16 protein-coding genes and 1 pseudogene are annotated in these 17049 nt (G+C 56.3%); 6 read left to right on the top strand and 11 right to left on the bottom strand.

Features of this window, described 5'->3' with window-relative positions; genetic code table 11:
- Window positions 1-148: 148 nt before the first annotated feature.
- Window positions 149-421, top strand: a pseudogene (locus LDN84_RS15710) (LLM class flavin-dependent oxidoreductase); the annotation flags it as partial.
- Between the two features lie 73 nt (window positions 422-494).
- Here LDN84_RS15710 and LDN84_RS15715 read toward each other — a convergent pair.
- On the bottom strand, window positions 495-1436 hold the full coding sequence (locus LDN84_RS15715) for a CysB family HTH-type transcriptional regulator (protein WP_223904382.1): 942 nt from the start codon (window positions 1434-1436) through the stop codon (window positions 495-497).
- A gap of 566 nt (window positions 1437-2002) precedes the next feature.
- On the opposite strand from LDN84_RS15715, the gene LDN84_RS15720 reads away from it, so the two are divergent.
- Window positions 2003-2251, top strand: a complete 249-nt coding sequence (locus LDN84_RS15720) for a hypothetical protein (protein WP_223904383.1) — start codon at window positions 2003-2005, stop codon at window positions 2249-2251.
- A 141-nt stretch (window positions 2252-2392) separates the two neighbouring features.
- On the opposite strand, the gene LDN84_RS15725 is transcribed toward LDN84_RS15720, so the two are convergent.
- The gene (locus tag LDN84_RS15725; RefSeq protein ID WP_223904384.1) at window positions 2393-3010 is read right to left on the bottom strand and encodes a 3'-5' exonuclease; all 618 of its coding nucleotides are present in this window, start codon (window positions 3008-3010) and stop codon (window positions 2393-2395) included.
- A 118-nt stretch (window positions 3011-3128) separates the two neighbouring features.
- Between LDN84_RS15725 and LDN84_RS15730 the strand changes: the two genes are divergently transcribed.
- The gene (locus tag LDN84_RS15730) at window positions 3129-3602 is read left to right on the top strand and encodes a YeeE/YedE family protein (protein ID WP_223904385.1); all 474 of its coding nucleotides are present in this window, start codon (window positions 3129-3131) and stop codon (window positions 3600-3602) included.
- Entirely contained in the window at window positions 3599-4021 is a 423-nt protein-coding gene (locus tag LDN84_RS15735) for a DUF6691 family protein (RefSeq protein ID WP_223904386.1), read from the top strand. Before LDN84_RS15730 ends, LDN84_RS15735 begins: the two co-directional genes overlap by 4 nt.
- 25 nt (window positions 4022-4046) lie before the next feature.
- On the opposite strand, the gene LDN84_RS15740 is transcribed toward LDN84_RS15735, so the two are convergent.
- On the bottom strand, window positions 4047-5354 hold the full coding sequence (locus LDN84_RS15740; protein WP_223904387.1) for a leucine-rich repeat-containing protein kinase family protein: 1308 nt from the start codon (window positions 5352-5354) through the stop codon (window positions 4047-4049).
- A 185-nt stretch (window positions 5355-5539) separates the two neighbouring features.
- On the opposite strand from LDN84_RS15740, the gene LDN84_RS15745 reads away from it, so the two are divergent.
- Window positions 5540-6007, top strand: coding sequence for an RcnB family protein (locus LDN84_RS15745; protein ID WP_223904388.1), 468 nt, complete (start codon window positions 5540-5542; stop codon window positions 6005-6007).
- 34 nt (window positions 6008-6041) lie between these two features.
- Window positions 6042-6533, top strand: a complete 492-nt coding sequence (locus LDN84_RS15750) for a HugZ family pyridoxamine 5'-phosphate oxidase (protein WP_223904389.1) — start codon at window positions 6042-6044, stop codon at window positions 6531-6533.
- Between the two features lie 57 nt (window positions 6534-6590).
- On the opposite strand, the gene LDN84_RS15755 is transcribed toward LDN84_RS15750, so the two are convergent.
- The 8 genes from LDN84_RS15755 to LDN84_RS15790 form a co-directional block, all read right to left on the bottom strand.
- On the bottom strand, window positions 6591-7295 hold the full coding sequence (locus LDN84_RS15755) for an amidotransferase (protein WP_223904390.1): 705 nt from the start codon (window positions 7293-7295) through the stop codon (window positions 6591-6593).
- Entirely contained in the window at window positions 7292-8032 is a 741-nt protein-coding gene (gene plsY / locus LDN84_RS15760) for a glycerol-3-phosphate 1-O-acyltransferase PlsY (protein WP_223904391.1), read from the bottom strand. Before plsY ends, LDN84_RS15755 begins: the two co-directional genes overlap by 4 nt.
- A gap of 68 nt (window positions 8033-8100) precedes the next feature.
- Window positions 8101-8601, bottom strand: a complete 501-nt coding sequence (locus LDN84_RS15765) for an aminoacyl-tRNA deacylase (protein ID WP_223904392.1) — start codon at window positions 8599-8601, stop codon at window positions 8101-8103.
- 49 nt (window positions 8602-8650) lie between these two features.
- Entirely contained in the window at window positions 8651-9715 is a 1065-nt protein-coding gene (locus LDN84_RS15770) for an HD domain-containing phosphohydrolase (RefSeq protein ID WP_223904393.1), read from the bottom strand.
- Between the two features lie 29 nt (window positions 9716-9744).
- A complete protein-coding gene (locus LDN84_RS15775) occupies window positions 9745-13689 on the bottom strand; it encodes a response regulator (protein WP_223904394.1) in 3945 nt (1314 codons plus the stop codon).
- Window positions 13690-13825: 136 nt separating this feature from the next.
- A complete protein-coding gene (locus LDN84_RS15780) occupies window positions 13826-14887 on the bottom strand; it encodes an aldo/keto reductase (RefSeq protein ID WP_223904395.1) in 1062 nt (353 codons plus the stop codon).
- Between the two features lie 439 nt (window positions 14888-15326).
- Window positions 15327-16214 carry an amino acid ABC transporter substrate-binding protein gene (locus tag LDN84_RS15785; RefSeq protein WP_435405889.1) on the bottom strand — a complete coding sequence of 296 codons (888 nt, stop codon included), beginning with the start codon at window positions 16212-16214 and terminating at the stop codon, window positions 15327-15329.
- A gap of 253 nt (window positions 16215-16467) precedes the next feature.
- A complete protein-coding gene (locus LDN84_RS15790) occupies window positions 16468-17037 on the bottom strand; it encodes a helix-turn-helix domain-containing protein (RefSeq protein ID WP_223904396.1) in 570 nt (189 codons plus the stop codon).
- Window positions 17038-17049 lie beyond the last annotated feature (12 nt).

Here is a 17049-nt window from a genome sequence, read left to right on the forward strand (position 1 = left end):
ATGCAAAAAATAGCGCATGGGACACAGGCACACAGAAACCATTCAACGAATAAGTAACTTCGAAAACATTCGTTGGCATGTGACTGATCAGACCGTCAAATGTGACTTTGACGATTCAGTCTGTTTAACGCCTCTTCAAGGATTCATTTTGAGCCTCAACATCTTCTGGTTTCTGCCCACCTCTGGCGATACCCGTTACCTTGGCAAGTCCGATTTCGGCCGTCCGCCGAGCATCGACTACCTGAACCAGGTAGCCGTGGCTACCGACAACCTGGGTTACGACGGCCTGCTTATCCCCACAGGCAGCGGTTGCCATGACCCTTTTGCCGTGGCCTCGAGCGTGGTGGCCGTGACCAAGCGCCTGAAGTTGCTGGTGACCCTGAGCACCTCTTTGGGCAGCCCGGTGGCCGTCGCCAGCCAACGTGTCATCGACATGCGCTGCCGCCTTGCCTACCTGCACGACTTCTTTGGTACGGCCTTGAGAAATAAGCAACTTATGAAATTTCCAGAGTGGCAGCACTTACGGCTTGTTCGACTGCAGCCCGGTTCAAGGTGGGCACAAAGGTTTCTATAAAACCGTAGGCATAGGCACGCAACCAGGTTCCACGGCGAATGGCCAGCCGGGTCAGGTTGATCTCAAACAAATGACGGGCATCAATCAGCCGTAGCGCGGTGTCGCGTTCAGCATCCACCGCAATGGAAGCCACAATGCCCACCCCCATGCCCAACTCCACATAAGTTTTGATCACGTCGGCATCCATGGCGGTGAGGGCAATTTCGGGGTGCAAACCGGCTTGTTCAAAGGCACGGTCAATATGGGAGCGACCTGTAAAACCCATGTTGTAGGTAATCAAGGGGTACTGTGCCAGTTGCTGCAACGTGATCGGCTCGGTATGCGTCAGCAGTGGGTGGTCTGGTGGCACCACAATGCTGTGCGTCCAGCGGTAGCAAGGCAAAGTGACCAATTGCGGGTAATTGGCCAGTGCCTCGGTGGCAACGCCAATATCGGCTTCGCCAGAGATCAGCATCTCGGCAATTTGTTTGGGGGAACCCTGATGCAGATGCAGCGTGACTTGCGGAAACTTCTCCCGAAAATCGCGCACGACATGCGGCAAGGCGTAGCGCGCTTGGGAATGGGTCGCCGCCACCGACAGCGGGCCATCCGTACGTGAACTGAAATCCAGCCCTGCTCGCTTCAGGTTGTCTGCATCATGCAACAGGCGTTCCACCACGGGCAACAGGGCACTGCCAGGGGCCGTTAGCCCTGTCAGCCGCTTGCCAAGGCGGACAAAAATGTCCACCCCAAGCTCTTCTTCAAGTTCACGAATCTGCCGACTTACCCCCGGTTGTGAGGTGTGAAGAATGGCCGCCACCTCCGTGAGGTTAAAACCGCTGCGCACCGTCTCCCGGACTGATTTGAGTTGCTGAAAATTCAAAGTGCCTCCCAAACCCATAACAAGTTGGCCGACAACCTGGCAAGCTGTGCATGGTCAGGCCAGCGTTTCACAGAAGCCCAAAGTGCGCTGTTTGCAGGTGAAGCAACCGTATGAACAGACACGGCACCAAATTTCCAGAAAGCATTCATAAAGCGAAATATTGAGGCGGCTTACGCTATCTTCCAGATAGCTATCAGCACTTTATTTATAAGGTTGAGAGGACTAAATCGTGCAAATTAAAATTTACATCACAGGGTCACACAGGTGTCAACCGTGTTGTAGGTGTACGGACTGTAAAGCGCCACCTTAAAAACTCAAACAACTTATAAATAGATTCATAAGAACCAAATCATCTTTAGAGAATTCAAGAGTAACCAGCCGTCCAATAAAACCGGCACGGCTCGGCTTGGCCAAAGACTCCGGTTTCCCCAATGATCAGTGAGGCACTCATCAGAAGGGGTTTTGCAGCGTTTTCTGAAGCCGCATGAAACGAGTCGGATCAATGGCCGACTAGTCGAGCATGTGTATTTGAGTTAACCTTCCCGCCTCACCCAAAGGAAAAACCCATGAAAAAACTCCACATTACCCTCAAGCTTGAAATGTCCGTTCCCGACGATTGGGCACTGGTTGAAACATCTGAGGGCACGCCCGTTCTCAAACTGCCCAACGGCCAGTTTCTGGACATCGCCATAGAACCTCTGTTTGCCAACAATCCGGAAGAAACCTGGGCCAGCACCGAAGAAGAAGACACCCTGAACGATTTTCTGGACATGGTGGACAGCGAAGAGGTGGTCTACGAATTTGTCACCCACTAACCTTAAAAAATAGTTACCCCATCACACTGTGGGCTAGCTTGTGGATAAGCGTGTTCACAAGCCCCGGAAACCGCGCCAGGCTTGACGATCCGGGCGATGCCTTATTTTTAAGCAGTGGTGTGCGGATCAGTTTTTGTGGAATCAGACTGTGGTAGTGGCACTGTCGACAAGCCCTAGCGCCACATACACCCTGATGGCCGCGTAAGCATCATTGGCGGCATAGACCAGTTGCGACTCAGTCAGGTACGCGTTGGCCCAGTTACTGGTGGCAGCTTTTTTGCTTTTGATGAAGCGCTGATTAAAGAGCACCGCCACTGCGCCTTTCACGCCCATGTCTTTGCGATAACCGCGCTCCCTAAAAACGGTGTTGAGTTCAAGAATACCCACCGGCACCACCCCCAGTTTATGGATGATGCGTTTGCGATCATCACCCAAACCAAACCCGGCTTTGACAATGCCCGGCATGGCCAGCAACTGAGCGGCCACAGCGCGGCAATCCAGGTCATGCAGCTGAAAAACCCAAGCTTGTTCGGGTGTGGCCAGTTGCAGGATGTGCGGGCCATCGGACAACTCGCCCACCTTGAAGGTCGGCTTGGACTCGGTGTCAAAGCCCCAGGCGGGAGCCTTGGTCAGGCTGTCAAAGGCCGCACACGCCTGAGCCTGCGTGCTCACCAGCGTGATGTGCTCCAGCCCTAATCGCTCAAAAGGCGCAAGCAGGGCAATGGCATCTTTGTCAGGGGTGGCATGAAGTGTTCGCATAGCCCCTATCATCGTCGCTTTTCGATATAAACTTATTACTATATATTTGATAGCTTTACGCGCTTATTCAATAAGCACTAGAGCTATATTTAGCTCATAAACCAGATTCCTTTATGTCATGACATTTTCCCTTTCCCTGTTTCCCTTGGGCTGGCAGCACTACCTGCTCGGTGGCCTCTTGATTGGTGCGGGCACCGGTTTGCTGTTTGTGCTGACCGGACGTATTGGCGGCATGAGCACGGTGTTTTCCAGCAGCTGGTCTTATGTGGTGCAACGGCCTTTTTTCCAGCAGGCACGCTTCACCGATTCACGCGGCTGGCGGCTGGTGTATGCCAGTGGGCTCATTCTGGGTGCGCTGGTGTGGCGGTTGGGTTTTACCAGTGGCGCTGCACAAGCCACCGCCGTGCCAGCGTGGCAATTGTTGGTCGGCGGCTTTTTTGTCGGTTATGGTGCACGCTTGGGCAACGGCTGCACATCCGGCCACGGAATTTGTGGACTGGGATCGTTGCAACTGCCCTCGCTCTATGCGGTGCTGACCTTCATGGCCACGGCCTTTTTGACGGCCAATCTCGCGGCAAGGTGGCTGGCATGAGCGCGTCACGCATCAACCTGGCCAGCGGATTGGCCACGCTGGCATCTGGTGCCCTGTTTGGCTTTGGGCTGTCGGTATCGACCATGATCCAGCCCGAGGTGGTGCTGGGCTTTTTGCAGTTCAAGGACTTCGGCCTGATGCTGGTGATGGGCGGCGCAGTGCTGGTGGTGATGTTCAACTACAAGCTGGCCCCGCGCCTGCTCAAACACCCGCTGCTAGACAAGCATTTTCATACCCATCCCAGTGTCTGGAACCGCAACACGCTGGTGGGTGCTGCGCTGTTTGGCTTGGGTTGGGGGCTGTGTGGGGTGTGTCCCGGCCCGGCCATTGCGAGCCTGGGTGCTGGCAACTGGAGCCTGCTGTGGGCGCTGGCAGGCATTGCACTGGGTGCACTGATGCAAGGCCTGCGCGCCAGATAAGGATGTCCATTCGTCCAGGTACAAATCAGGCGATGGCCGTCAGTTGAACCACCACCTCGGCCATGGTGGGGCGGGCCATGGGCTGGGCTTGAAGACAGGATTGGGCCAGTCGGGCCATGGCACCCATTCCGCGGGTTGCGGCATCTTGCGCCGGGCAGCGCTCCAGCAACTCCTGCAGCAAGCAGCCAAAGGCCCGCACCTCCAACGCCAGCAAAGCCTTGTTTTGTTGCGCATCATTGGTGGGCAACAGGGTGGCTGCGCCAAAGTCACTCAGTAACGCATCCCCATTGACCGGGTTCCAGAGGATGTTGTGGGCATACAGGTCCCCGTGCATCACCGCCTGTTGGTGCAAATGCGCCACCGCCCCGGCAATGGTCTGGGCCAGTTGCAGCACAGTGGAGCAAGCCAGACTCAGGTCAGCGGGGTACACATCGCGCGTGCAACTGTCCAGGCTGGGCGGCCCTGCCAGATTGATATAGGTGGGGTCAATCAAAGGCAGCAGCAGGCCACGCTGATCCTGCGGGTGGCCAGTCAGTTCCGCCTGTGGCGTACACAGGGCAACGTGTCGGCCTGCAGCCAGGCAGGCCGCCAGCTCATGCTCTGGCAAACCGTCGCTGGTGAGTGCACCTTTGAATAATTTGAGCGCAAGCGCTGGCTCATGGCCGTCTTGCATCACCCGGTAAATATGCCCACTCGCCCCCTCACCCAACTTGTGGTCAAGCCGAAGCTGCGACCAATCCATTTGCCGCAAAGGCCTGGGCAATGGGCGAGACCAGCCCAACGGATTACCCGCCAGCGCCAGCCAGCTCAAATGCGGCAACTCGGTCAACCAGCCAGGCAGTTGACCCAGCTGGTTGGCCGCCAGGCGAATCAGTTCCAGGCCATGCGCCTGGGCCAGACTCGCTGGCAAGTCGCACAACTGGTTGCCGGCCAGCATAAGCTTTTGCAAGGCTGGGCGCTGGCCCAGCTCGGGGGGCAAAGTGGCCACCGCGTTGTCGGTCAGGATCAGCCAGCGTAATGCCGGTGGCAAGGCTGCGCCGGGCACGCTGTGGATTTGGCAAGCCTTGAAACCCACTACTTGCAGCGCAGGACAGTCCCCCAGAACCTCTGGCAAATGGGTAAACGGGTTGTCTGAGCAAAAGATAACCTTGAGCTGATGCAGGCGCGGCAAGTCATGCGGTAAGCTGTGTAATTGGTTGCTTGAAAGGTTGAGCACCTCCAGCGTATCCGCCAGGTCAAACACTTCTGGCGGCAGGCTGCGCAGCCCGCAAGACAGGTTCAGGCGGCGCGTGCCATTCAGTGTGCCACTGCGCAATTGTTCAAGGGTGTGCATCAAATGGATTGAAATCAAGGAATAAAAAACGGGAAGAAGCCCACGCTGCGCTCATTATCCTGGGTACGGGCGTTACAGACACCATGAAGCCCGTTACTGCTGGTTGCACAAAATATCCGTGACTTCACACAAGCGATACATCCATGGCTCACTATCGGAACTCATTCACTTGAAGGAGTCTCTCCATGAAATCCACCACCTTGGCATTAGCCATGCTTGCCAGCCTCAGCTTTGGCAGCGTGGCATTGGCACAGGGCCATGACCGTCACGGATCGAACGATGAGTGGCCCCAAAACCAACAGCACATGCCCTACCAGACAAACCAACGTGATTTTCAACGTGGTGGTGACTGGGGTCATCAGCGCGCAAACCATCGACATGATCAGCATTCAGATCGTTATGACTCACAGTTTGACCAACGCAACGAACGCTGGAATGACCGCCGTGCCGAGTACAACGCCCGCAGCCCTGAGTTCAGGCGCGGTGGCTATATTCCACACGAGTACCGTAACCCCAGCTATGTGGTGACAGACTACCGCGCCCACCGCCTGCCACCACCTCCACGCCACCAGGAATGGGTACAAGTCGGTTCTGACTATGTACTGATCGCCATTGCCACCGGCATCATTGCCAGTATCGTGCTAAGCCATTGACAGAAAATAGGGGGTTGTTTAACTGGAGTCCCCTATGCACGAACCCCGTTTGACCCGCGCTTTGCGGGCCATGCTCAACACCCAGCGGGTGGCCAGCCTGGGCACACTCAACGTCGATGGTGCGCCATTTGTCTCCATGGTGCCATATGCCATTGAGCCGGTTGCCGCTTGCCTGGTGATTCATGTGAGTTTGCTGGCACCCCACACACGCAACCTACTGACCAACCCAGCCGTCTCCATGATGGTGATGCAACCCGAAGCAGCTGGCGAGCCGGTACATGCCTTGCCCCGGGTCTCCATGGATGGTACGGCTACACGGCTGCAGCCCGAAAGCCCAAGCTGGCTGGCGGCCCGCCGGGTGTATCTGGAACGCTTTCCAGAGGCGGAACCCATGACGCACCTGGGTGACTTCAGCTTTGTCGCATTTTTTCCCAAAGCAGCTCGCCAGGTAGCGGGTTTTGGTACCGCACGACCACTGGAGGAAGAAGATCTGACCAGCTTGTTGCGGCCACTGCCCGAGCTGTAAAAACAAGGCACAACAGATGTGATCCGCCAGCCAGATGCCCTCAGGCATCCGAACCACTTATTGACCGTTGATAAAAGCCACCATCATGCGCGCCACAGCCAAGCCGTCATGCCCTTGTGCCAAACTTTGCGTGAAAGCCTGGTACTTTTCTTCACCAAACGTGGCGCGGCGTTTGTTGAGCAAAAACGCGCTGTAATCCTCCACAAACTCGGGGTGTGGTTGCACACAAAACACCTGCTCATCCACACCAAAAGCCGCCACCGGGCAAAAAGCACTGGTTGCAAACAGTTTGGCCCCGCTGGGCAGCTCAAGTACCTGATCCTGGTGGCTGGCCAGCATGGCCACTTCGGTGCGGCCTTCGGCCTGGGCCAGCTCGGGGGCCGTCCACTCGTAGGACATGCGCCCGGCCCCCCAGCCCTGCGGGGCACGGCCCACCTTGGCCCCCATACACAAGGCAATCAACTGGTGGCCAAAACAAATGCCAATCAATTTCTTCTTGGCCTTCAGCAAGGCTTGCACTTTCTCTTTGAGCACCAGTACCCAAGGCTCTTGTGAAAACGAGTCGGCCTTGCTGCCGGTCAGCAACACTGCGTCATAGGTGTCAAACGAGTCCGGGTACTCACCCTTGACGGTGTTGAAAATATCAAACTCCCCCTCAGCCCCGGCCTGGCGCAGCAGGCGCTCAGACATGGCTCCGTAGCCCTTGTAGATGGGCTCTACTGCGGGGTCAAGGAAATCGTTGTCAAGAATGCAGAGTTTCATTTGTGGTCGCTTGTATGCGGTGTTTTGTGATCACCATGGGGTGGATGCCGATGGCCATGTTTGGTGTGGCCGTGAGTAGGGGCATGCGCCAGCGGTTCAGGGCTGGCTTTTTTGCCCAGTTTGGACTCGGTACCCTTGATCAGGCGGTTGATGTTTTCGGCATGGCGATATAGCAAAAACAAGGCCATCACACTGACAGCCAGGGTGACACTTTTGCTGGTGAACCACAAACCCCCATCCCCCAGCACATACACCACCGGAGCCATGACCGCCGCGGTGATGGATGCCAGAGACGAGTAGCGAAACAGCACCGCCATCCCCAACCAGATCAGTGCTGTGGCCAGCCCCAGCCAGCCACTCAAACCCAGCAACACACCCAAAGCCGTGGCGACACCCTTACCCCCCACAAATTTAAAGAACACCGGAAACACATGACCCAGAAAGGCCGCCAAACCAACCAAGGCCATGGTGCCATCACCCAAACCATAAGCGGAGCCATACCACTTGACCAACACCACCGGCAACCAGCCTTTGGCCGCATCCAGCAGCAGCGTCAAAATGGCTGCGGCCTTGCTGCCTGAGCGCAACACATTGGTCGCCCCCGGGTTTTTGCTGCCAAAAGTGCGCGGGTCGTCCAAGCCCATGACCCGGCTGACAATGACCGCAAACGACAGCGAACCCACCAGATAACCGGCTACAACCGCCAAAATAGGGAAAAAACTCTGTAGGGATTCCAAATCAACTCCTGAAAGCCCAAACACTTGGGCCAAAAGCGGCTATTTTGCCAGTGGCAGAGCCACGCGGCTCAAGTCAGCACCTCGGCCAGGGCACATTGCACCGGCTTGGCACCCAACAACCCCACACACACTTTGGGGTCAAGGCCTACCAGATAGCCACGCCGCCCACCATTGATCAGAATTTTGGGCAGTTCCAGGATGGTCGATTCGATGTACACCGGCATGCTGCGGCGCGTGCCAAACGGCGAGGTGCCTCCTACCAGATAACCACTGTGCCGGTTGGCCACCTCGGGCGCACAAGGCTCAACCGACTTGGCTCCAATCTGGCGCGCCAAGTTTTTGGTCGACACCTTGCGGTTGCCATGCATCAACACCACCAGCGGCTTGGCATCCTGGTCTTGCATGATCAGGGTTTTGACCACCGCATAGGCGTCCCACCCCAGCTCAGCCGAGCTGTGCAGTGCGCCGCCGTGCTCCAGGTACTCGTAAGGGTGCTCGGTAAATGCCACCTTGTGCGCCTTGAGCAGCTGGGTGGCGGGGGTTTCAGAGACGTGGTCTTTTTTGGCCATAAACAATGGAAGTCAGAATCAAAAGGTTTGGCAAGGGCCAAGGGAAACGCTAAGACGTAAGCAATGTATCCGTCTGCGCCCCGAGTTCGTCGGCAAATGTGTCCTTGATTTTGAGAATATGGGGCAGCACTTTTGTAAAAGCCGGGATTAATACGGGATCAAAATGGCGGCCTATCTCGCTCGTCATGTATTTGACCGCATCATCGATCGAAAACGCTGGCTTGTACGGCCGCACGGAGATAAGGGCATCAAAAACATCTGCGACGGCAACAATACGCCCCATCAACGGAATGGCCTCTCCCTTCAGTCCACCGGGATAACCCGAGCCGTCCCAGCGTTCATGGTGGGTCAGCGCAATCTGGCGGGCGGTTCTGAGCAGTTCGTCATCATGCAAGCCAATGATGTCGGCTCCCATCAATGGATGTTGCTTCATCAACATCCATTCGGTAGCATCAAGTTTTCCCGGTTTGAGAAGCACATTGTCAGGGATACCTATTTTGCCAATATCGTGCATCGGTGCCGTCTGCAGCAATATTTCCTGAGCGGCCGAACCCATGCCCGTGGCATCGGCAATCAACTGGGAATAGTGCGCCATACGGATCACATGGTTGCCCGTTTCGTTGTCCTTGAACTCGGCGGCCCGCCCGAGTCGACGAATGATTTGCTGGCGTGAAACCAGCAAATCCCGGGTGCGCTGATCCACCATTCGTTCCAGCTCACGGGCTTGATCGTAGAGTGCCAGATGTGTGCGTACCCGGGCCTTGACAACCGGCAGGCTGAACGGCTTGGTGATGTAGTCCACCGCACCAATTTCAAGCCCCAACTGCTCGTCTTCCACCGTACTCATGGCGGTCACAAAGATGACCGGAATCTTGCACCGGTCTGGATTGGCTTTGAGCCGCCGGCAAACCTCATGACCACTCAGGCCCGGCATCATGACATCCAGCAAAATCAGATCAGGCGGGTCTTCTGAGTAAACGATCTTGATGACCCTCTCGCCATTGGAGGCCACTTTGATGTCATAACTCTCGTCCAGAATGGCTGCTAGAAGTTCAATGTTCTCTGGAACATCATCAGCAATCAACACAGTCTGGCGTTGGCGCAGGTCAGCCATTGGGAATGCTCCTCAAGTAGTTCCTGGATTCACAGGCTTACATTCAGTTGTTTGGCCAAAGTCCCAAGATCCTGAATCGCCGCATCATAGTCATATTGTGCGGCATGGCGTGCCAGGGCACGGGCGATGTCTGCGCAGTCATGGTCTGCGAGAAGCCGGGACAACTCGGCCGCGTTGCGGCTGGCCTTGGCATCATCGTTTTGCAGTTCTTCTGACAGCCGGTGCAACAGCGACTCAAGCGCCAAACGATCAAAAACCGGTGAATCCGGCAGTGGGGCTCCCGGGGTTTGCAGCTTGGTGTCATTCAACCTGGTCAGGATGCCGCTCAGGCTTTGCTCCCAATTGGCCAACGCCTCATACAACACGGGCTTTCCGCCATCCAGGTGGTACTCCAGGTGACGGCTGGCGGTAGCCAGTTGATCCGCACCGATATTGGCCGCCAGGCCTTTCAGGTTATGAACGATGCGACGTGCTGCGTCGTTGTCGCCAGAATCAAGCGCCTGACGCAGGCGCTGCGGGGCATCTGCTTCGCGCTCACCAAAGCGATCCAGCAGGCGCTGGTAAAGCGCTTGATCTCCCCCCATGCGCTTTAATGCAGTGTCCCTGTCCAGAACCTTCGGCTTACCATCTGTCACCGTTGCCTGAGCAGATGGGTCCAGTGGGGACACCACAGCGGAGCTTGAAAACTCCTGATCAGGCACCAACCAGCGTGTCAGGGTGGCGTAGAAGGCATGAATGTCAATCGGCTTGGCCAGGTAATCATTCATTCCGACCTGAAGGCACTTCTCGCGCTCGCCCGCCATGGCATTGGCCGTCATCGCCACAATGATCGTTTGCGCAAATTGCGCGTCCATGCGGATCAGACGGGTGGCCTCCAGACCATCCATGATCGGCATTTGGCAGTCCATGAAGACCAGCGCGTAATGGCCCTGCTGCACCTTGTCCACCGCCTCTTTGCCGTTGACAGCCAGGTCGGGCGTGATGCCCACGTTTTGCAACAACTCCACGGCCAGTTCCTGGTTGGTCTGGTTGTCTTCTACCAACAGGACGCGCTTGCCCTGCAACGCGGCCCGGATATCCGCAAGTTCAAGGCGCCGGGGAATCAGTTGGGCGGCATCAATCCGCAATGGCTGCCGGTGACAGGCTGTCATGATGGCATCCAGCAGCATTGACGCGGTAGCAGGCTTGTCCAGAATGCCATCTACAGGTGTATTCCCCAACGCCAGCGCCAAATTATCCCGATCATGCGCAGTGGCCAGCAAGCACAAAGGACAGCTCTCGCCCAGAGCCGCGTGGACTTTTCGCAAGGTTTCAACCCCGTCCATGACAGGCATTTTCCAGTCAATCAGCACCAACTGATAAGGATTACCCGCCTGGGTCGCCCGGGCAAGTTCGACCAGCGCCGCCGCCCCACTGTCCACCGCCAACGCCTCAAAACCCAGCGAGACCAACATGTGAACAAACACCTCACGCGCCGCAGCGTTGTCGTCCACCACCAGAATCGCCATACCACGAATATCCAACAGATGACGGGAGGCCTCGGTGGGCTGAGTCGTTGCATCTGCCAGCCCGAAAAGCGCTGTGAAATGGAAACAACTACCAATCCCGAGTTGGCTGGAAACGCCTATTTTTCCACCCATAAGTTCCACAATCCGCTTGCTGATGCTCAAACCCAGACCCGTCCCCCCATAACGTCGGGTGGTGGAGCTATCGGCTTGCGAGAAGGCTGCAAAAATCCGTCCTGCGTACTCCTCCGTCATGCCGATGCCAGTATCTCGTACCTCGAAGAGAAGCACTGCACCTGTGTCCTGCCTGGAAACACAGGAAACAGACAAGGTAATTTCCCCCTGATCCGTGAATTTCACAGCGTTGCTGATCAGGTTGGTGAGTACCTGTCCCAGTCGCAAGGGGTCACCCATCAGTTCTTCGGGTACATCACTGGCAATATTGAGCAACAGTTCAAGCCCCTTGTCACGGGCACTGACACTTGCCAGATCGGCCACATGACTCACCACAGTTTCCAGCTTGAAACCGATGCGCTCAAAACTCAGTTTGCCTGCCTCGATTTTCGAAAAATCCAGAATATCGTTGATCAGCGCCAGTAAACCATTGGCTGCGGAATGCACTTTGTCCAGATAGTTGCGCTGGCGCGAGGTGAGATCAGTCTGCAGGGCCAGCTGCGTCATCCCGATCACGGCATTCATCGGGGTACGGATTTCATGGCTCATATTGGCAAGAAACTCGGCTTTGGCCGAAGACGCGGCCTCGGCCAGCGCACGCGCCTCACGGGCATCACGCTCAGCCGCCTTGAGCTCTGAGACATCCACAATCATGCCAATCAAACCACCAGGTGAACCATCAACATTGCGAAACCCGGTCACAGAATACAGGACATCGTGCAATTGCCCATCGGCAAAAACCAGCGACTCATTCCTTGATACGCGACCACCCGCAAGAATCACCGCCTCGTCCTCCTGCTGGTAGGCTTGGCGTTTGGGTTCAGGAAGAAAGTCCAGATCAGACACCCGTTTACCGATGAATTGCTGACGACTGATGCCAAAGCTGGCCTCATAGGCCTGGTTACATCCCATGAACCGCGTATCAGCACCCTTGTAAAAAATAGGGTTGGGAATGATGTCAAGCAAGGCCTCGATGAACGCCACCTGGTGCGCCAGCGTCAGGGTTCGCTCCTGCACCTTGGCCTCAAGCTGCTCGTTCGACTGTTCCAATGAGGCACTGGACTCCAGCAAATGCTGGCGCATGGTTTCCTGCGCCTGCGCAAGCTGCACCACCTCACACCAAGGCGCCGTCAAAGGCCCCTGAGCCACCGGGGCGAGCAAATCCATCCGGCCAATACGTTCACTTTCCCGCGTCAGCTCTTCCAGGGGTTTGGCAAAACGTCGGGCGACCCGCATGGCGACCAGGGAGCCGACTGCCAGCGACAACACCGTGATCAAGAGCAACAGGAAAACATCACCAGAGCGCACCGGCACAAATTCGCTTTTAGGGGCGAACACCGCAAGCCAGACCTGACGTTGCCCCAGCGCAGTTGCACGAAACAGGCTGAACCAGCTTTCCTGCTCATGCTCAAAAACAGAAATGCCCGCCACCGGCCGCCCCTGCGCAAGCCAGTGGGCATATCCCGTGGCAATTCCGGTCAGTCCAACCTCAGAAGCTGTTTTGAGAACGGCACCCTTCAACTGCTCATCACTGCCAAGTTGTTCGGAGTGGGGTAACGCCAGCAGTGCACCGGAGTCGGTCATCAGAGCGGCAACCCCGCGGCTTCCCAAATGCAGCCCGGTCGTGAAACGGGAAAGATCAAGCAACTTCACGTCATGCCCGATGACATAGCGGCTACCGTCCTTGCCTGTCCAGCGCATGGCGGCGGTGATACCGGGCTCACGGGTGGTGAAAAAAATATACGGCTCAGTCCAATACACCGCATCGTCGTTGGGCAATGCCATGGCCCCCTGGAACCAGGGGCGTTTGCGCGTGTCATAGTCAAGTTCGCGCATTTCGCTTTTCTCCAAAACACGATCTGCGCTCCACGTCAGCCAGTAAGTCTTGCGGCCCCATACAACCGGGTTGCTGAGTCGATTGATCCACTTGCCATCAACCGTGTGAAGCAGCAGGATCTCACGACCCGACTCGTTGGAAAAATTGACCGAGGATATTTCGGTGTGACTGCTGATGATGGGGAAGAAAAACTCGTTAAAACGCGACAACTGGTCATGGTCCAGATCACCGTTCAGGCCCCAGCCCCGACTGCTGCGAAGGGTCACTTCCACGGATTCAAACAAGCGCTGAATATGGGCATCCACCTGCTGTGAAACCAGACCCATTTCAGCTTGCGCCAAACCACTGACAGTGGGCATCACCACCAAGCGGTAACTACCCAGAGCAAAAACCGCCAAGGACAGGAGGATCAGCCCACTGGTACGCACGACCAGGCTGCTGCCGAAAGTTCTTTTCATTCTCCCCCCTTTGTCGTCAGGTAAGCCGCTCGAGTTTGTGTCACATATTACAACGAACCGTTTTCGAACTCACCTGAACTGAACCTCGGTCAGACAGAACCTCGGTCAACTGGCTTGGTATCCCCAGCCTATCAACTCACTGCGCCGGGTCACGAATTTCCCAGCGAATGTCATCAATGGCCTTAAGTAACTCGGGGCTGAGCGTGGTGCCCCAGTCATCGATGTTTTCGTCCAACTGCGCCACCGAGGTGACCCCGATAATGGTGCTGGCCACCTGCCACTTGGTGTAGCAAAACGCCAGCGCCAGCTGTGTTGGGGTCAGGCCATGGGCGCGGGCCAGCGCGTTGTAGCGCTGAGCTGCAGTCAAGGCCAATGGGCGGCCCCAGCGCTGCTTGCGGGTGGATTCAAACAGCTTCAGCCGCGCCCGCTCCGGCACGTCAGCCCCGGTCAGGCCCTGCGCGTCGTACTTGCCAGTGAGCAAGCCAAACGCCAGCGGCGAATAGGCCAGCAGCGACACTTTCAGCCGGTGCATGGTCTCGTCCAAACCGTTTTCCACCGTGCGGCTGAGCAGGTTGTAATTGTTTTGCACCGTGGCCACACGCGGCAAAGCGTATTGCTCGGCCAGACGCACAAACTCGTGCACACCATACGGGGTTTCGTTGGAGATACCCACCGCACGCACCTTGCCCGCTTGCACCAAGGTTTGCAGGGCTTGCAATTGCACATGGATGGAACTGCCCTCAGACTCCCTGGGCTGGTAATAAATGTTGCCAAAAGCCGGCACACTACGCACCGGCCAGTGAATCTGGTAGAGGTCAATCACCTCGGTGTTCAGGCGCTTCAGGCTGCCCTCACAGGCGGCGATGATGTCGGCCCCGGTCAAATCCGGGCTGCCACCGCGAATCCAGTTCATGCCGCGCGACGGCCCCGCCACCTTGGTGGCCAGCACCAGCTTTTGCCGCACACCGGGGCGCTGCGCCAGCCAGTTGCCAATGATTTTTTCAGTGGCGTTGAAGGTTTCGGCCCGCGGTGGCACGGCATACATTTCTGCGGTGTCGATGAAAGTCACGCCGCGCTCCAGCGAACGATCCAGAATCTCAAAAGCAGTGGGTTCGTCCACCTGCTCACCAAAGGTCATGGTGCCCAGGCAAATGGGGGGGACAAAAAGATCGCTAGTACCGAGTTGAATGGTTTTCATGGTGTCAATAAAAAAGGCCTTGCAGCCGATTTTTTGAGTTTAAAGCTTTGCCTTGGGGGCCGCTTTCACAAGTGTTCAAACACCCTGCCCGTGCGTTGACAGCCAGGTCATTTCAGGTCAGCCGTCGCTGACCAATGGGGTCGACAAGCCATCAGAGCCAGAAACCCAAATCGGCACCGCAGGCATGGGGTTCTGATGCAAGCCTGACCTGTGTGTGCACATCCAGCACCAGTCACGCCACAGCAACCGCCGCCATGACATGGCGGGGGAAAAACCCTGCGCTTGTGTTTCAATATGGCCGATATTTATAAAAAATCTGCCTGTAGCGCTTATATAACAAGCGTAAGCAGCTATAAAAAATGAAGCATCCAACAATACCTGATGATGCGTTGAGTCTGCAAAACGCCTACCTGTCAAGGCCGCCCTTGAGTGCTACGACTCAAAGAGGCACCTGATCACTGGGGTATTTCCAAAAATCCTTGAGCAAATAACTCATCGGCATGCTCAGCGATGTGTTTTTGGGTGGAATCGGTTGCATGAACCACTTGTTGTAGATGGTGCGTGCTTCCCCACTGTAGATCAGATGTCTCATTTCTTCGTCAACCAAAGCCTTGAAATCCGGGTCACCCTTCGGCAACATGATGGCCAGCGGCTCGGTGGTCAGAAACTTCCCCACCACCTTGAGCCCAGCCGGATTGGGCCGACTGGCCGCCAGGCCATACAACAATACATCGTCCATGACAAAAGCGTCTGCCTCGCCTTTTTCGACCATCTCAACGGCCTTTTCGTGATCCGAAGCTTCCAGAATCTGGATACGCAACATGCGCTCCCGGTTGGCCTGAATCGCGGCCTTCAAGGGTGTTGTACCTTTGGTGGACACCAATCGCTTGCCTTCAAGCCCCTCCAGCAGCGTGATAGGACTGTCAGAGCGCACCAGAAGGCGGGCACCGGTGATGAAGTGGGGAATGGTGAAGGCCACTTTCTGGCGTCGCTCAGCATTGTTGGTGGTTGACCCGCACTCAAGATCTGCCGTCCCTTGCGCCACCATATCGATGCGATTGGCCGGTGTCACCTGCAAATAGTCAACCACCATGTTGGGCATACTGGTTTTTTTGCGCACTGCTTCGGCGATTTTCAGGCACAAATCCAGTGCGTAACCCACCGGTTTTTTGTCACCATTGAGGTACGAAAAGGGAATCGACGATTCACGGTGCGCCAGCACCAAGTGTCCTCCGGCCGCAATTTTTTTCAAAACCGGTGTCTGGGCCTGTGCCATCGCCACTTGGCTTGACACACCCAGGCAGCACCACAGGAAACAACGACTCATTTTTATCATCAAGATACCCCGCATATAGGAAGTTCGCGTAACTATAGCCAGCAAACTTCACGCCAATATGCAAACATTGGATGCATTCATGCCGCATTCTCATGACAGTCTGTTTTTTGATCTACCTCCCAAGAACATCTTGCGGCAAGAAGACTGCGCCGCGGCACTTTGCCGGAGAGATCGTGGACAGGACACCCAGAAATTCTGGCATTTTTGGGTGTGCCAGATAGTGCGGCATGTTCCCGCCAACTGGTCAGGTGCTCCTCAAAACAATCACTGCATAAGTGCAGTTGTCGGAGGTTTCGTTCCTGAAAACACAATCGGCTGGCGGCCCCAGCGCCAGACAATCTCCCTCATTCATCTCATGCCGGGTGCCCCCTTCCATGAACACCAGTGAACCATGCAACACCCAAAGACACTGCTGCCGAGAGACATAAGTGAGCGCTGGCATTGGCACTTGTGCACCCGCCGGCAACTCGATTTGCACCAGATCCAGCGGCATGTTGGACGGCGGTGAAACGTGCCGCCGCACATAGCCGGTTTGGGGATCTATCCACACCGGTTGATTGGCTTTGCGCAGCAAGCGCCCTTCCTGCATCTCTGCGCGGGCAATCAGTTGGGACATGCTCAAACCCAATGCGCCCGATAGCCGTGCCAGCAGCGTGGCCGTAGGGCTGCAATCACCGTGTTCAAGTTTATGCACCATCGCACGGGATACACCGGAGTGGGTCGCCAGATCGGTCAGTGACCAGCCCCTGCCCTCACGCTCAATGCGCACCCTGGTGCCGATACGCTGGCTCAAATCATCCACTTTTTTAGACATTTGTTTTAATAT

Origin of the sequence: Rhodoferax lithotrophicus (genome assembly GCF_019973615.1) — a bacterium.
GTDB lineage: Bacteria > Pseudomonadota > Gammaproteobacteria > Burkholderiales > Burkholderiaceae_C > Rhodoferax > Rhodoferax lithotrophicus.

Coding starts and splice junctions, on each gene's coding strand:
- LDN84_RS15730 (WP_223904385.1), top strand. CDS start 3,129: ATGACATTTTCCCTTTCCCTGTTTCCCTTGGGCTGGCAGCACTACCTG.
- LDN84_RS15750 (WP_223904389.1), top strand. CDS start 6,042: ATGCACGAACCCCGTTTGACCCGCGCTTTGCGGGCCATGCTCAACACC.
- LDN84_RS15780 (WP_223904395.1), bottom strand. CDS start 14,887: ATGAAAACCATTCAACTCGGTACTAGCGATCTTTTTGTCCCCCCCATT.
- LDN84_RS15790 (WP_223904396.1), bottom strand. CDS start 17,037: ATGTCTAAAAAAGTGGATGATTTGAGCCAGCGTATCGGCACCAGGGTG.
- LDN84_RS15765 (WP_223904392.1), bottom strand. CDS start 8,601: ATGGCCAAAAAAGACCACGTCTCTGAAACCCCCGCCACCCAGCTGCTC.
- LDN84_RS15785 (WP_435405889.1), bottom strand. CDS start 16,214: ATGAGTCGTTGTTTCCTGTGGTGCTGCCTGGGTGTGTCAAGCCAAGTG.
- LDN84_RS15755 (WP_223904390.1), bottom strand. CDS start 7,295: ATGAAACTCTGCATTCTTGACAACGATTTCCTTGACCCCGCAGTAGAG.
- LDN84_RS15725 (WP_223904384.1), bottom strand. CDS start 3,010: ATGCGAACACTTCATGCCACCCCTGACAAAGATGCCATTGCCCTGCTT.
- LDN84_RS15770 (WP_223904393.1), bottom strand. CDS start 9,715: ATGGCTGACCTGCGCCAACGCCAGACTGTGTTGATTGCTGATGATGTT.
- LDN84_RS15745 (WP_223904388.1), top strand. CDS start 5,540: ATGAAATCCACCACCTTGGCATTAGCCATGCTTGCCAGCCTCAGCTTT.
- LDN84_RS15720 (WP_223904383.1), top strand. CDS start 2,003: ATGAAAAAACTCCACATTACCCTCAAGCTTGAAATGTCCGTTCCCGAC.
- LDN84_RS15775 (WP_223904394.1), bottom strand. CDS start 13,689: ATGAAAAGAACTTTCGGCAGCAGCCTGGTCGTGCGTACCAGTGGGCTG.
- LDN84_RS15735 (WP_223904386.1), top strand. CDS start 3,599: ATGAGCGCGTCACGCATCAACCTGGCCAGCGGATTGGCCACGCTGGCA.
- LDN84_RS15740 (WP_223904387.1), bottom strand. CDS start 5,354: ATGCACACCCTTGAACAATTGCGCAGTGGCACACTGAATGGCACGCGC.